Raw genomic sequence first — 14886 nt, forward strand, 5'->3', positions numbered from 1 at the left:
CCGGGCCGCTGCTGGCATGCCCCTCGCTATGGCGCGGAGCCGGACCACGGCACGCGCCGTCACTTCGAGGAGACACCTGTGCTCAACACCTTCCCCATCTGGCTCATGGGCCCGCTGCTGCTGGCCTTCGCCGCGGGCTGCACCCTCCCCCTGAAGGATGCAAAGCCCCCCATCGGCGCCCGCCCGGATTCCCCGTCCGGCGGCGGGAGCTGTCCGACGGGACAGTGCGACCCCGACCCGAACGGCCTGGGCATCTATGTCGCCGAGGGGCACAACTACTGCTTCTTGCATGAGAGGACGCCAGCGGCGTGCCTGGAGGGCTTCGTCAATACCCCCGAGGGCGTGGCGCTGCGCGTGCGCTCCATGTACCAGAAGGACCAGACGCTCCAGTTGCCCCTGCACCTCCGGAATCCGACCAGGCCCGCCGGCGGTGAGGCCCCTCCGGCGCTGGAAGCCATTCACGGCAACGTCGGCGACTTCTTCGTCGCCATCCGTCAGGGGGACAAGGCCCTGAAGCTGCGAGGCGAGGCGGTGTCGGGGCTGGTGTTCGGGTTCAGGCTCCCGGTGGACCTGGACGGCACCGGCAACCTGGAGGGCCTCCTCTATGAGCTGGCGCTGGAGCCCGTGTCCGGCAACCGCCTCGCCGTGCGCTACCGGGCCGCTCCCAGCACCGGCTGGCTGGAGCAGTGCCTGTCGCCAGAGGGACGGGCCGTCGCGTCCGTCCTCCTCCCCCAGCGCCAGGTCGACGGGCTGAACGCCGCGGTGCGGCCCCACGACGAAACCCTCACCGTGGCCTGTGAGACGGGCGCGATCGCCACCTGCATGGATTGGGGCTACCAGCCGTGGACACCCGACACGCGCCAGACCGACCCGGACCGGGAGTTCGTCTTCGGCGCCTGCCTCCAGGCCAAGCGCGCCGCCTACTTCGTGGGCCAGGGAGACCTGCGCACGTACACCGTCAGCGGCACGGAGATTCTCCGGCGCGACGCCCACGGGTTCGGGCGAGACAGCAACGACGATTTGCAGGAGCTCGAGTACCTGGAGGCCCTGTGGAGCCCCCGGGGCGCGGAGTGCCTCAACCTGGCGAACCGTCGCGGCAAGGCGCCCATCCCGAATGGCCTCACGCTCCCTTCCTGCGCGCCGTCGCCCAAGTGGAGTTCCCAGGCGCGGCTCGCGACGGGCGTGGGGCAGCCCTCAAGGCCCTGAGCCTGAAACCCCGGCGGCGCGAAGGGCGGCGTCCTCCGCGCCGTCCAGGGGCCCCACGTAGCGGCTCAGCCAGGGCACCTGGGCCGTGGCGCGGCGCCACGCCGCGTCGGCTTCGAGGAGGGACGCCCGCCACCCCTCCCCCGGCCGCTGGCGCCGGGCACGCAACAACAGCAGCGCGCCGCGCACGGCGTGGGCCTCCGGCAGCCCGGGGTCCAGCTTCAGCGCGAGGTCCACCTGCGCCAGGCCCTCCTCCACGAGGGCGGGCGGAGCGCCGGTGTCCCGCGCCAGCCGCCAGGCCGCGCGGGCCCGGGTGAGGTGGCTGTCGTAGTAGGGGTACAGCGACACGGCGCGCCGTGCCTCCGCGAGGGCCTCGCGCAGCAGGGCCGTTCGGGAGCGCCCCTCGCCTCGCGCCTGCTCCGCCGCCGCCAGCGCCAGCTCCGCCCCCAGGCTCCGGCAGTCCGCGCAGGTGGGGCTCAGCCGGTACGCCTCCGCCAGCGCGCGCTGTCCGCTGGCGAGCGCCGCGCGCGCGTCGCCCGCCTCGCGCGAGGCCTGGAGCGCTTCGAGCAGGTGCGCGCCGGCCACATGGAGCCAGGCGCGGTCCGCCTTCGCGTTGACGCTCCGGGAGCGCTCCGTCGCCTGGAGCGCGCGCGCCAGCGCCGGGCGCGCGTCTCCGCCGGTCTCCAGCAGGTAGCGCGCGCGCGTCAACTCCGCGGCGGCGGCATGGTCGTGGGCGGAGTGGAAGCGCGCGTCCAGGGCGAGCGCCCGAGCGCTGGCCTCCAGCGCCGCCTGGACGTCGGCCTCCGGGTCCCGCCCGCGGGAGAGCAGCAGGGCCGCGCGGGCCGCGTGGAGCTCCGCGAGGTTGGAGTGGGCGAACAGGTACTTTGGATCGCCTTCGACGGCCCGCTGGAAGGCGCGCTCCGCCTCGGCGTAGGCCGGAAGCGGGTCCTGCCCGTGCTCCCGCTGGTAGTTGCCCCGCCAGCGGTGGACGAGCCCCAGGTCGTTGAGCGCCCAGGGGTAGTGCGGCTCCAGCGCAATCGCCCGCTCCAGCGACTGGATGGCCCGGGCCCAGGACGCCTCGGGCCGCTCGCCCGCGCGCGCCTGACGCAGGCCTCGCATGAAGTCGCTGTAGCCCAACGAGTCGTGCGCGAGCACGTCGCGAGGCTCCAACGCCACGGCCCGCGACGCGGCGTCCGTCCAGGCGTCGAGCAGGGCCTCCGCCCCGCGCGCGTCCCGCGCGCCCTGGAAGGTCACCGCGCGGTACTGGTTCATCAGCACCTGCGCCTTCTTCGTGTGGCCGGAGGCCCGGTCCGGGTCGGCCACGAGGCTCCGGTCCGCGGCGGCCTCCGCCTGGTCCAGCGCGGCCTTGCGCGAGCGCCCCTCGCGCTTGTCCAGCTCCGACAGTTGCAGCCACACCTCCGCCAGCGCCTCGTAGGCCCAGGCGTCACTGCGCGCCAGCTCCACGGCCTGCTGGTAGCGGGACTCCGCGTCCATGAGCCCGGCCCGCGCGCCCGCGTAGTCGCCCTGCTCCAGCAGCGCCATGGCCCGCGCGAGCGCCACGTCCCCCGCGAGCTTCCGGACCTCCGGCATCCAGGAGGCGTGCGCCTGGGCCTCGCGCACGGCCCGCTCCGCGCCCTCGTAGTCCTTGCGGTACAGCGCGATGAGCCCTTCCAGGTAGCGCGGTGACTCCAGCTCCACGCCGGCGCTGCGCTCCAGGGACTCGAGGGCGGGCGCCAGGTAGCGCGCCTCCAGTTGCTGCCGCCGCTCGGCCACCCACGCCGCGCCGCCGCTGCGCCGCGCGTCCTCCATGGCCAGGTGGTACTGCTCCCCCAGCACCCGTCCCAGCGCGTAGTGGAGCCCTGGCGAGTCGACGCCCAGCTCGCGCGCCCGCGTCAGCTCCCGGTGCGCCTGCTCGAACTCGCGCATCGCCAGGTGGCCCCGCCCCAGCGCCTGCCGCACCAGGCCCTCCCCCAGCGCGCCCAGGCCCCGCCGCGGCTCACCCATGCGGGCCATCCGCGCCCGGACGCGCTGCTGCTCGGGTCGCGTGTCGTGCAGGGGCAGGGACTGGAAGGCGCGCACGAAGGCCTCAATCTCCTGCACCTGCTGGCCCAGTTGCTCGGCCAGTTGGACGCGCGCGGCCGTGCGCGCCTGGAGCTCCCGCTCCGCCAGCCAGGCCCGGGCCCCGAAGCCCGCGAGCAGCAGCATGCCCACCAGGGAGACGCCGGAGACGAACACCACCCCGCGGTGCCTGCGGGCCGCGCGCCGCAGGCGGTGCGTCAGGCGGGGGCGCTGCCCGAGGATGGGCGCGCCGTCCAGGTAGCGCCCCAGGTCCTCCGCCAGCGCCCGGGCGGAGGCGTAGCGCAGCGCCGGCTCCTTGCTCAGGCACTTGAGGCACACCGTCTCCAGGTCGGCGTCCAGGTCCGGCACGCGCTCGCGAGGCGGCACCGGGTCATCGTGGAGCACCCGGTTCAACGTCTCCAGCGGCGTGGCGCCGGTGAAGGGCGGCTCGCCGACGAGCAGCTCGTAGAGCGTGGCGCCCAGGCCATAGACGTCCGTGTGCGGGCCGATGGCTTCCAGCGCGCCACGGGCCTGCTCCGGCGCCATGTACGCGGGCGTGCCCATCACCGCGCCCGTGGACGTCAGGCCGTGCCCCTCCCCGGCCTCGTACGCGAGCCCGAAGTCCATGATGACGGGCTCGCGTCGCGCGCCCTCGCCCGTGAGCACCAGGATGTTCGCGGGCTTGAGGTCCCGGTGGATGACGCCCAGCGCGTGGGCCGCCTCCACCGCCTCGGCCGCGGCCTTCAGCCACCGCGCCTTCCGCTGGGGCGCCTGTCCGCGCGCGGCGAGGTCCATCCGCTCGCCTTCCACGAGCTGCATGGCGATATAGGCCTGCCCTCCGGACTCCCCCGCGTCGAACACCTTGCAGACGTTGGGATGGTCGATACGGGCCTGGGCGCGCGCCTCCCGCAGGAAGCGCATGGCCCGCTCCGGGTCCGCGCCCCGAAGGAACTTGAGCGCCACCAGCCGCCCGAGCGTCCTGTCCCGCGCGCGGTACACGTCCCCCATGCCACCGCGCCCCAACAGCTCCAGGACCGCATAGCGGGCGCCCGGCGCGGGCGGCGCGGCGCCCGGCGTGGCGGACGGAAGGCCCTCCACCGTGGCCCCCTCCCCGACCGGCCGCGCGGCGGGCTCCGAGGGAAGGGTGGGGTCGAGGAGCGGCATGGACAAAGCCTATCAAACGCATACATGCGGAGCACGGTGGCACACCGCGGCCTGTGCCAACGTGCCACGCGCGGCGGTGCCATCGCCGTGGGCCGCGCCCCGCCCCAGACGGAGCCGCGAGGCCGCACGGCCCAGGCGCGGACGGCATGCGCATTGCTCATGGGGAGACACGGCCAGGACGCGTGCATGGCCCTTCGCCACATGCGCCACGCCGTTTCAACCACTCACCCAACAGGAAGCCCCACCATGTCCAAGCTGCGTCACGCACTCATCGCCCTGTCCATGCCCGCCGTCCTCTGGGGCTGCGGCCCCGAGGACCTGACGGACGTCACCGCCGAGCCGCCGGCCGCGCAGGACCTGCTCACGCAGGGGCAGGAGCTGACCACGGCCAACATCTACACGTGGTCGCAGGGCAACATCGCCACGCCCATGGGCACGACGACGAACCGGACCTGCTACCTCATGCGCGTGGGCGGCGACTTCGAGGGGGGCGGTGAGCGGGTCGACATCTTCCAGACGGGCGGCTCCTGGTACCTGGGCGGCAACTCGTCGCAGACGGGCATCAACGGCGCCGCGGGCTGCATCAACGTGGCGGACACGGGCACCGAGTACACGTGGACCCAATCGTCGAGCTACCCCACCTACCTGGGCTCTTCGACCAACCGCGTGTGCTACCTGACGGGCGTCGCGGGCAAGTTCCACGGCTCCGGCGAGTGGGTCCACGTCTATGAGACGGCCGGGAGCTGGTACATGACGGGCAACTCCAGCCAGAGCGGCGTGCGGGCGCGCGCGCGCTGCATCAACCTGGGCGCTGGCGGCACGTTCAGCTCGGAGTACACGTGGAGCCAGGGCAACTCGGCCACGGCGCTGGGTGGCACCTCGAACCGCTCCTGCGCCCTGACGTTCGTCCGGGGCAAGTTCGAGGGCGGCGGGGAGTACGTCCGCACCTACCAGGCGGGCGGCTCGTGGTACCTCGGCGGCGCCTCGGGGCAGAAGGACGTGTCCGCCCGCGCGCGCTGCTTCTAGTCCCCACGGCGTAGGGGGCCGGGGCTCAGGGCACGCCGACGATGGTGATGCCCGCGGCCTCGGCGCCCTTGAAGAGGGCCGGGGCGTCCAGCAGCACCGTGCGCCCCACCTCCAGCGCCAGCACCCGCGCGCCCACCTCCTGCATGACCTCCAGGGTGCGCGGGCCCACGGCCGGCAAATCGAAGCGGAGGTCCTGCTGGGGCTTGCAGCGCTTCACCACCACGGCGCCGCTGTTGCCGCCCAGCCGGCCGCCCCGGCGGATGGCCTCGTCCGTGCCTTCCACCGCCTCCAGCGCCAGGACGTGGCCGTTGTGGACCACCACCGTCTGGCCCACGTCCGCCTGGCCCAGCAGCACCGCGACCTCGCGGCCCAGGGCGACGTCCTTCTGCTGCGCCGGGTGCAGCCGGGGCCCGGCCAGGTGCCCCTCCGGGCACAGCACCTCGCCCAGGAAGTCCGTGGGGGCGATGATGGTGACGCCGCGGGACTCGAAGTCCGAGGCCACCGCGCGCAGCAGCGCGTCATCCCGGAAGCTGCGCAGCCGGGAGATGATGCGCACCGCGCCCAGGTCCGGCCGCGCCTCCGCCAGCGCCCGCACCCGGCCGATGCCGCCCGCCATGGCCGCCTGCTTCACGCCCGCGTCGCGGAAGGCCTTCTGGATGCGGTCCACCTGCCCGACGCGGACCCACGTCAGGCGGTCCACCTCCGAGGCCAGCGCCGGGTCTGTCTCTCCCCGGTGGGCCACGGCGACGACTTCCAGGCCCTTCTTCCGCGCGGCGCGCGCGAACAGAAAGGGCAGCCGGCCGTTGCCCGCGATGAGGCCAATCCGCTCCACCGCCGACTCCCCTCCGTCACTCACGGCGTCAGCGCGTGAGGCCGCGCTTGCTCTGCTGGATGAACTGGATGAGGTGGTCCACCTCGGGATGGCCCGCCAGCTCCGCGCGCAGCCGCACCATGGCCTCCTGGAGCGTCAGCTTGGAGCGGAACAGGATGCGGTGGGCTTCCTTCACCCGCTCGATCTGCTCCTTGGAGAAGCCGCTGCGCTCCAGGCCCACGGTGTTGAGGCCCACCAGCTCCGCCCGGTCTCCCTGGGCGGTGGCGTACGGCGGGATGTCCATGGTCACCATGGCGCCGCCGGAGATGAAGGCGTGCTTGCCCAGGCGGGTGAACTGATGCACCGCCGCCAGGCCGCTGATGATGACGTGGTCCTCCATCGTCACGTGGCCCGCCAGCGCGGAGCCATTGCCGATGCGGCAGCCGTTGCCCACCACGCAGTCATGCGCGACGTGACAGTTGGCCATGAAGAGGTTGCCGCTGCCGACGCGGGTGGCGCCGCCGCCGCCCGCGGTGCCCTTGTGCAGGGACACGAACTCGCGAATCTGGTTGTCGTCCCCGAGCACCAGCGCCGTGTCCTCGCCCGCGTACTTGAGGTCCTGCGGGTCCGCGCCCACGGAGGCGAACTGGAAGATGCGGTTGCGCTCGCCGAGCGTGGTGCGCCCTTCGATGACGACGTGGGGCCCCACGCGGGTGCCCGCGCCGAGCGTCACCTGGGGACCGATGATGGAGTAGGGGCCAACCTCCACGGTTTCGTGGAGGCGGGCGCCGGAATGGACCACCGCGGTGGGATGAACCTGAGCCATGAAGTCTCCTCGTGCTCGCGGGGCGCGCTTCAGGAAGCGGCGCTCTCCGCCGCGTTGGCGTCCTTGTCCACGACGGTCGCCAGGAACTCGCCTTCGGCGACACGCGCGCCGTCGACCGTCGCCAGGCCCTTCGTCTTCCAGACGGCGCCCTTGTGCCGCACCACTTCGATTTCCAGTTGGAGCCGGTCGCCCGGGAGCACCGGCTTGCGGAAGCGCGCGCCGTCCACGCCCATCAGGTACGTGAGCTTGCGCGCCGGGTCCATGTTCTCGCTCTTGTAGGCGAGGATGGCCGTCGCTTGCGCCAGCGCCTCCAGGATGAGCACGCCCGGCATCACCGGGTGCCCGGGGAAGTGGCCGTTGAAGAAGGGCTCGTTGATGGTGACGTTCTTGTAGGCCGTCAGCTTCTGGCCGGGGACGATCTCCACCACCCGGTCCACCAGCAGGAACGGGTACCGGTGCGGCAGCAGATTGAGAATCTCGCCGATGTCCATCACTGCCCCTTTTCCTTCTCGAGCGTCTCCACCCGGCGCTTCAGGGCGCGGACGTCCTTGAGCAGATCCGCCATCTGCCCCGCCGCCGCGCTGGCCCGCAGCCACTCGCGGTGGGGGACGGCCGGACTGCCGCTCACCACCTGGCCGTCCTCCACGTCGTGCGCCACGCCGGACTGCGCGCCCACCTTGGCCAGGTCACCCACGCGGATGTGTCCGACCACGCCGACCTGCCCCGCCAGCACGACGCCCGTGCCAATCTCCGCCGAGCCGGACACGCCGGCCTGGGCGCAGATGAGCGACAGCGGGCCCACCCGGACGTTGTGGGCAACCTGCACCAGGTTGTCGAGCTTCGCGCCGCGCCCCACCACCGTCTCACCCACCGTCGCGCGGTCGATGCAGGTGCAGGCGCCCACCTCGACGTCGTCCTCGATGCGGACGATGCCGACCTGGGGAATCTTGAAGTGCTCCGGCCCCGCCTCGCCCTCCGGGTTGAAGGCGAAGCCGAAGCCGTCCGCGCCCACCACGCTGGACGCGTGGAGGATGACGCGGGCGCCCACGATGCAGCGCTCGCGCACCGTGACGTTGGGGTACAGGACGCAGTCCTCCCCCACCTCGGCCTGCTCGCCCACGTAGGCGCCCGGATACAGCACCGTGCGGGCCCCCACGCGTCCGCCCCGGTCCACCGAGGCGCCGGGCAGGAGCACGGCCTCCGGATGGACGGTGGCCTCGGGGTGCACCCACGCCCCCGGCCTCACGCCCGCGGCGGGGCGCTCCGGCGGGTGGAACAGGCGCAGCAGCTTCGCGTACGCCAGGTGGGGGTTGGCCACCCGGACCAGCGCCACGCCCTCGCGGGGCGGCACGTCGGCGCCCACCAGCACGGCCGAGGCACGGGTGGCCTCGAACTGGCGGCGGTAGCGCGGGTTTCCGTAGAAGGACACGTCTCCCGGGCCGGCTTCTTCAAGCCCGTTGAGTCCGTGGATGAGCTGCGCGGGATCACCGAGGAGCTCTCCGCCCACATGGGCGGCGAGCTCCCCGAGCTGGCGGGGCATGGGCGTGGCCTGCACGAGTTGGGAGTGACGGCTACTTCTTCGTCGGGGCGTCCTTCGCCACCGTCTTCTTCGAGCTGTTGTAGGCCCGGATGACCTCGTTGGAGATGTCGTTCGACGAGCGGGCGTAGACGATGCCCGAGTCGCGGCGCTCCAGGACGAAGCCCAGGTCATCGCGCTCGGCGATGTTGGAGATGATGGTGTCGATCTTGTCGATGATCGGCTTCATCTCCTGCTGCTCCTTGTTGGCGGCCTCGGCGCGGCTCTTCTCCCACTTCTGGGCGAGCAGCATCACCTTGCGCTGGAGCTCGGCCTCCTTCTGGGCCTTGACCTCCGCCGTCATGGCGCTCGCCTGCTTGTCGAGCGTCTCCTTCTCGGCGCGGAGCGCGGTCTGCTCCTTGTCGATCTCCTTCTGGCGGTCGTTGAGCCACTTCTGGAGGCGGGCCTTGGCGGCCTTCCCGTCGTCCACCTCCAGCATGACTTTCTGGAGGTCCACGTAGGCGACCTTCAACTCGGCGGCCGAGGCGGCCACCGGGAGGGCGAGCGACAGAGCGGCGGCCGTGGCCGCGATGGTGGTGCGAAGCGACATGTTCAGCAACTCCTCAGGAAGGTTACAGGCTCCGACGTACGCCTGTCGGGCATCTTCAATTCCCTCCGCCCGTGGGGGCGGACGCCGGACAACGGGCCAAGGGCTTATCAGAAGAAGTTGCCGATAGTGAACTCGAACAGGATGTTGTCGTCCTCTGGCCGCCTGGTCAGCGGGATACCCCACTCGAAGCGCAGGGGGCCGATGGGCGAGAACCAACGGAAGCCAAAGCCCGCGGCGTGGAAGAGACCGAGCGGCAGCCGGTCCTGCCGGTCCTGGAAGAAACGCTCGTTGGCGGCGAAAGCGTTACCCGCGTCATAGAAGACGACGCCGCGCAGGCCGGCCTTCTCGAAGATGGGGAACTCCAGCTCGAAGTTGAAGATGAGCTGCTTGTTGCCACCCACCCGGAAGTCGGTGACGGTGGCGTCCGGACTGCCGGAGCGAGGCACCTTCACGGAGGGGCTGATGCTGCGCAGGAAGTAACCGCGGACGCTGTTGATGCCGCCCACGTAGTAGAGCTCGGAGATGGGCAGCGGCTTGTTGGCATCCAACTGCTGGATGTAGCCAATGGTGGCGTTCGTCTTGAAGACGAAGCCCAGCGGCATGGGGAAGTAGAGCCGCGAGTAGGCCGTGTACCGGTTGTAGAGGAAGGTGCCGCCCAGGAAGTCCGGGGCGAGCTCCACCGAGCCGTAGTGGATGAAGCCGTTCGACGGGAAGAGGCGGTTGTTGCGCCGGTCGAAGGACAGCGACAGGCGCGCCGCGCTCGTCGTGCCCGACAGGAACTGGTTGGCCAGCAGCACCGCGCCCAGGTTCTGCCCCGCCTCCACGTTCACCCACTCACGCGAGTAGCCGATGGTGCCCAGCAGGTCGTCGATGAACTGGTAGCCGATGGACACCGTGCCACCGGTGGAGCTGCGGATGAAGCCCTCGTAGTCCGCCTGGATGCGGAAGAACTCCGCCGACAGCAGGTAGCGCGTGTCCAGGAAGTACGGGTCATAGAAGGACAACTGCACCAGGGAGCGCAGGCCGGAGATCTGCGCGGACGCGGAGACGCTCTGGCCCCACCCCAGGAAGTTGTTCTGGGCGATCTGCGCCGTGAAGATGAAGTTCTCCACGTTGGAGAAGCCGAGGCCGACCTGGAAGGTACCGGTGGCCTTCTCCTGCACCTCCACCTGGAGGACGATGGTGTCGTCCGCGGAGCCCGGGCGCTGGGTGATTTCCACCGTCTCGAAGAAGCCCAGCGCGGTGACGCGCTCCTTGCTGCGGCGCACGCCGGTGCCGCTGTAGAGCTCGCCTTCGTAGACGCGCAGCTCGCGGCGGATGACCTTGTCCCGCGTCTTGCTGTTGCCCACCACGTCGATGCGCTCGATGGTGACCTGGGGGCCCTTCTGCACGTCGAAGGTCAGGTCCACCGTGCGGTCGTCCGCGTTGACGCTGGTGATGGGGTTGATGTTGGCGTAGGCGTAGCCGCGGTCGTAGTAGACGTCCGAGACGGAGAGGATGTCCTGCGAGAGCTGCGAGCGGTTGAAGCGCTCGCCGGAGCGGGACTGCATCAGCACCGCCATCTGCTCCTTGGTGACGTCGTCGAGCAGGTCACCGGAGAAGTCGATCTTCCCGATGTCGTAGGGCTCGCCTTCCGTCACCCGGAGGGTGATGAAGATGAAACGCTTGTCCGCGGAGAGCTGGACGGTGGGCTTGTCCACCCGGACGTTGATGAAGCCCTTGTCGTAGTAGGCCATCTGGATGACGGCCAGGTCGCGCTGGAAGGCCTCCTCGCGGTAGGTGCCCTCGCCGGTGAAGAAGGAGAGGAACCCGCCCTCGCGGGTGATCATGGTCTCCTTCAGCTCCGCGGCGGTCACCTTCTCCGCCCCGAGGATGGTGATCTGCTTCACCATCACCTTGGCGCGCTCGTTGATGTTGAACACCACATCCACGTTGGCGCCGCCCTCGACGGGCTTGAGCTGGTGGCTGACCTCGGCGAGGAAGTAGCCCTTCTCCACGTACTTCGCCTGGATCTTCTGCACGCTGGAGCGCACCAGCTCCATGTCCAGGATGGTGGAGGGCTTGACGTCAATCTCCTCCTTCAGGTCGTCCTTGCTCAGTTCCTCGTTGCCGTTGAGCTGGACGAGCCGGACGGTGGGCCGCTCTTCCACGCGCACCACGTAGGCGACGCCGCGGGCCAGCCGTTGGACGAGCAGCTCCACGTCCTGGAAGTAGCCCAGCGCCCACACCGCCCGCAGGTCCTGGGCGGTGCGCGTGGGGTTCAGCTCATCCCCGACGCGGGTCCGGAGGGCGCGGCGGATGGCCTCGGACTCCACGCGCCGGTTGCCCTCGACGCGGATTTCGACCACGCGGCGGGCGTCCTCGGGGGAGACCGGGGCGTCTTCGGGGAGTTCAGGCTCGGAGGCCTGGTCAGCGGGAGCGGCGGCCTCGGGCACGACCGCGCCCGCGTCCTCCTGCGCCAGCACGGGGCCAGGCACGAGGGACCACATGGCGACCGCCAGCAGCGGGAGCAGTGACTTGCGCGACAGAACGGGGTGCCTCAAGGGGAGACCGGCCAGGAAAAGGCGGGGCAATCTACGGGAAGGGCCCCAAGGGCCTCAATGCAAAATTGCCAGGACATCACGCCTCCGACACCTCGCCCCCGGACAACCTGAGGCGGCGGGGCATGGAGCGGGCAAGCGTCTCATTGTGGGTGACGACCACGGCGGTGATGCCCTGCTCGCGGTTCACCTCCCGCAGGAGCTGGTGGATGCCCTCGCCGGTGGCCGGGTCCAGGTTGCCGGTGGGCTCGTCCGCCAGCAACACCGCGGGCTTGAGCACCAGGGCCCGCGCCAGGGCCACGCGCTGGGCCTCGCCGCCGGACAGCTCGCCGGGCCGGTGGTCCACGCGGTGTCCCAGGCCGACCCGCTCCAGCAGTTCACGGGCGTAGGCGTAGGCGCCGGTGCGGTCCTGTCGCCGGATGAGCGCGGGCATGGCCACGTTCTCCAGGGCGGTGAACTCCGGCAGCAGGAAGTGGCTCTGGAAGACGAAGCCGATGGTCTGGTTCCGGAACTCGGCGATCTCCGCGTCGTTCATGGCGAACACGGAGCGGCCCTCGAACATGACCTCGCCGGCGGCCGGGGCGTCCAGCGTCCCCAGGACGTGGAGGAAGGTGCTCTTCCCCGCCCCGGACGCGCCCACCAGCGAGACGAGCTCGCCCCGCTGGATGTCCAGCGACACGCCCCGGAGGATGTCGATGCGCTTGCCGTGCAGGAAGTAGCTCTTGAAGACGTTGCGGATGGACAAGAGCGCCATGGCTACTCCGCCTTGAGGCCTTCCACCGGCTCCACGCTGCTGGCCTTGAGGGCCGGGTAGATGGAGGCGAGGTAGGTGACGAGCACCGCGATGACGACGGCGAGCACGGTCTGCACCGGCTCGACGCGCACCGGCACCGCCGGGATGTAATAGACGTCCGGGTCCAGCTTGATGCCGACCTTCTCGATGAAGACGCACCAGGACAGGCCGGAAATCAGTCCGAGGAAGCCGCCCGCCACGCCAATCTGCAGGCCCTCCGCGAGGAATATCTTCACGATGCCGCCATCGGGGACGCCCAGCGCCTTGAGCACGGAGATCTCCTTCCGCTTCTCCAGCACCAGCATGATGACGGTGGCGACGATGAGGCCCGCGGCCACGATGATGATGATGGAGAGGATGATGCCCATCACCAGCTTCTCCAGGCGGAGCGCGGAGAAGAGGTTCTTGTTCATCTCTCCCCAGTCCCGCGCCCGGTAGGGGTAGCCGCCCAGCACCTTCACCACCTGGGAGGCGATGCGGCGCGCGTCGTCGATGTCCGCCACCTTCAGCTCGATGCCCGTGGCGCCCTTCACGCCGAAGAAGTCCTGGGCCTCCTTGAGCAGGATGTAGACGAACTTGGAGTCGTACTCGTACATGCCCGAGTAGAAGACGGCCGCCACGCGGAAGGCGCGGCTCTTCGGAATCGGGCCGGAGGGGCTCAGCTCGGTGCCCAGCGGGGAGACGACGTTCACCCGGTCCCCCACCACCACGCGCAGCGAGGCCGCCAGCTCACGGCCAATGACGATGCCCGGCAGCACCTGCGCCTTCTTCGACGTCCCGGAGCGGCGGATGATGTCGTCCTCCACCACCCCGCTCTCCTCCTCGGGCTCCTCGTCCGTCAGGCCGCGGTGGACGATCTTCTCCGGCGTATAGAGGATGTCGAGCGACCCGCCGCCGAGGATGTTCTTGGGCAGGTCCGTCACCTCGCCCACCGTGTCCGGGTCGATGCCCTTGATGATGACGCCATCCACGTTGCCCTCGGAGGCGATCATCACCTGGTTGATGATGAAGGGCGTCTGCCCCACCACGCCGGGCACCTTGCGGACGGACTCCATCACCTTGGCGTACTCGGGCAGGTCCCCCGCGTACTTGGACACCACGGCGTGCGCGTTGGTGCCCAATATCTTCTGCTGGAGGTCCGCCTCGAAGCCGCTCATCACCGACAGCACGATGATGAGCGCCATGACGCCCACGCCCACGCCGCCCACGGACAGGGCAGTCATCATCATGGTGGGCGACTGCTCGCGCAGCTTGAGGCGGTTGAGGTCGGAGGCGGCCGCCAGCGGGTCCTTCAGGCCCAGCTTGCGGATGCGCGTGCGCTCCACCGCGGCTTCCGTGGAGCGGATGATGAAGTAGATGAGCAGCGGCGGGATGATGCCGAGCATCAGCACCGCCAGCGTCCCCAGCAGCAGGGACGGCCGGAACACCATCACGTGCCGGCGGGCGACGAAGAGCTCGAAGCCCAGCTTCAGGTCCACCCGGCCGCTGCCGGCGGCGATGAAGCCGGTGTTGATGCCCAGCACCAGCGCCAGCACCAGGAAGGTGAAGACGAGCCAGTACCCCAGCTCCGGGCGGCCAATCAGCCCGGCGACGTACGTCACCTCGCGCAGCCGGTAGCCCAGCGCGAGCTGCAGCCCGGGCAGCCGCTCCATCAGCGTGAGGACGATGGGGATGGGCAGGCCCAGGTACAGCACGCCGATGGTGGCCTCGGGCAGCGACAGCCGCTGCGCGCGCGAGGCCCCGATGAAGCCGGAGATGAAGGCCACCATGCCGCCGGCCAGCAGCGCGATGGCGAACGCGCCGGTGGGCGGCAGCGACAGCCCGCCGCCCGCGCCCTTCCCCGCCGCGCCCAGGTCCGTGGCCGACACCCCGCTGGAAAGCACCGTCTGCAGGAGGATGAGGACCACCTCCGCCAGCAGCATGCCGCCGCCGTAGGCGCCCAGGGTGCTCCAGTAGAAGTCCCGGTAGCGCGCCAGGCGCGGATACAGCGTGGCGCCCGCGGCGGGGCTGGGCCCTTCAGTGGGCTCCGGCGCGCGGCGGATGCCGGCGGCGATGAGCGCCCACCCCGCGAGCCAGACGAGGGCGCCCGCCACGAGCAGGCCCGTGTTCTGCACTGGCGCGACGGGCTGCTCGGACGCGAGCAGCGCCGCGTTCAGGAGTTGGATCAGCCCGCCCCACCCCAGCACGGACAGCCCCAGGGAGGAGCTGGTCTCCAGCCAGGCCTGGGAGGACGTGAGCGCCACGCCCAGGAGGCTGAAGCCCACCAGGGCGACCAGGGCCCCAATCCAGATGAAGGTCCAGCGATGGATGGTCTGCCGTTCGGCGGAGTGCACGCGGCC

General features: G+C 70.9%; 11 protein-coding genes. 2 read left to right on the forward strand and 9 right to left on the reverse strand.

The window, feature by feature from the left end:
* Positions 1–78 precede the first annotated feature (78 nt).
* Positions 79–1206, forward strand: coding sequence for an ADYC domain-containing protein (locus MYMAC_RS23280; protein ID WP_095959687.1), 1128 nt, complete (start codon positions 79–81; stop codon positions 1204–1206).
* On the opposite strand, the gene MYMAC_RS23285 is transcribed toward MYMAC_RS23280, so the two are convergent.
* Positions 1195–4425 (reverse strand): serine/threonine-protein kinase, encoded by a 3231-nt coding sequence (locus tag MYMAC_RS23285; protein WP_095959688.1) that lies wholly within the window; start codon positions 4423–4425, stop codon positions 1195–1197. The two genes, MYMAC_RS23280 and MYMAC_RS23285, sit on opposite strands and share 12 nt — an antisense overlap.
* A gap of 246 nt (positions 4426–4671) precedes the next feature.
* On the opposite strand from MYMAC_RS23285, the gene MYMAC_RS23290 reads away from it, so the two are divergent.
* The gene (locus MYMAC_RS23290) at positions 4672–5451 is read left to right on the forward strand and encodes a hypothetical protein (RefSeq protein WP_013941285.1); all 780 of its coding nucleotides are present in this window, start codon (positions 4672–4674) and stop codon (positions 5449–5451) included.
* A 25-nt stretch (positions 5452–5476) separates the two neighbouring features.
* Here the strand turns inward: MYMAC_RS23290 and MYMAC_RS23295 are convergent, their stop codons facing one another.
* From MYMAC_RS23295 to MYMAC_RS23330, 8 genes are all read right to left on the reverse strand, one after another.
* Complete coding sequence (locus MYMAC_RS23295) at positions 5477–6283, reverse strand: LpxI family protein (protein ID WP_095959689.1); 807 nt, start codon at positions 6281–6283, stop codon at positions 5477–5479.
* 28 nt (positions 6284–6311) lie between these two features.
* Positions 6312–7088, reverse strand: coding sequence for an acyl-ACP--UDP-N-acetylglucosamine O-acyltransferase (gene lpxA, locus MYMAC_RS23300; RefSeq protein WP_013941287.1), 777 nt, complete (start codon positions 7086–7088; stop codon positions 6312–6314).
* 29 nt (positions 7089–7117) lie between these two features.
* On the reverse strand, positions 7118–7579 hold the full coding sequence (fabZ, locus tag MYMAC_RS23305) for a 3-hydroxyacyl-ACP dehydratase FabZ (protein ID WP_013941288.1): 462 nt from the start codon (positions 7577–7579) through the stop codon (positions 7118–7120).
* Positions 7579–8628, reverse strand: coding sequence for a UDP-3-O-(3-hydroxymyristoyl)glucosamine N-acyltransferase (gene lpxD / locus MYMAC_RS23310; RefSeq protein WP_204816906.1), 1050 nt, complete (start codon positions 8626–8628; stop codon positions 7579–7581). The genes fabZ and lpxD overlap by 1 nt, the downstream gene beginning before the upstream one ends.
* A 31-nt stretch (positions 8629–8659) precedes the next feature.
* A complete protein-coding gene (locus MYMAC_RS23315; RefSeq protein WP_013941290.1) occupies positions 8660–9214 on the reverse strand; it encodes an OmpH/Skp family outer membrane protein in 555 nt (184 codons plus the stop codon).
* Between the two features lie 107 nt (positions 9215–9321).
* Positions 9322–11703 carry an outer membrane protein assembly factor BamA gene (bamA, locus tag MYMAC_RS23320; protein WP_239989643.1) on the reverse strand — a complete coding sequence of 794 codons (2382 nt, stop codon included), beginning with the start codon at positions 11701–11703 and terminating at the stop codon, positions 9322–9324.
* Positions 11704–11833: 130 nt separating this feature from the next.
* Positions 11834–12508, reverse strand: a complete 675-nt coding sequence (locus MYMAC_RS23325) for an ABC transporter ATP-binding protein (protein ID WP_013941292.1) — start codon at positions 12506–12508, stop codon at positions 11834–11836.
* A gap of 2 nt (positions 12509–12510) precedes the next feature.
* Positions 12511–14880, reverse strand: a complete 2370-nt coding sequence (locus MYMAC_RS23330; RefSeq protein ID WP_095959691.1) for an ABC transporter permease — start codon at positions 14878–14880, stop codon at positions 12511–12513.
* Positions 14881–14886 lie beyond the last annotated feature (6 nt).

It is taken from the genome of Corallococcus macrosporus DSM 14697 (assembly GCF_002305895.1).
In the GTDB taxonomy this organism is placed as follows: domain Bacteria; phylum Myxococcota; class Myxococcia; order Myxococcales; family Myxococcaceae; genus Myxococcus; species Myxococcus macrosporus.

Bases quoted from the DNA above. Each gene is read 5' to 3' on its own strand.
- MYMAC_RS23285 (WP_095959688.1), bottom strand. From the start codon at position 4,425: ATGCCGCTCCTCGACCCCACCCTTCCCTCGGAGCCCGCCGCGCGGCCG.
- MYMAC_RS23290 (WP_013941285.1), top strand. From the start codon at position 4,672: ATGTCCAAGCTGCGTCACGCACTCATCGCCCTGTCCATGCCCGCCGTC.
- lpxA (WP_013941287.1), bottom strand. From the start codon at position 7,088: ATGGCTCAGGTTCATCCCACCGCGGTGGTCCATTCCGGCGCCCGCCTC.
- fabZ (WP_013941288.1), bottom strand. From the start codon at position 7,579: ATGGACATCGGCGAGATTCTCAATCTGCTGCCGCACCGGTACCCGTTC.
- lpxD (WP_204816906.1), bottom strand. From the start codon at position 8,628: ATGCCCCGCCAGCTCGGGGAGCTCGCCGCCCATGTGGGCGGAGAGCTC.
- MYMAC_RS23315 (WP_013941290.1), bottom strand. From the start codon at position 9,214: ATGTCGCTTCGCACCACCATCGCGGCCACGGCCGCCGCTCTGTCGCTC.
- bamA (WP_239989643.1), bottom strand. From the start codon at position 11,703: ATGTGGTCCCTCGTGCCTGGCCCCGTGCTGGCGCAGGAGGACGCGGGC.
- MYMAC_RS23325 (WP_013941292.1), bottom strand. From the start codon at position 12,508: ATGGCGCTCTTGTCCATCCGCAACGTCTTCAAGAGCTACTTCCTGCAC.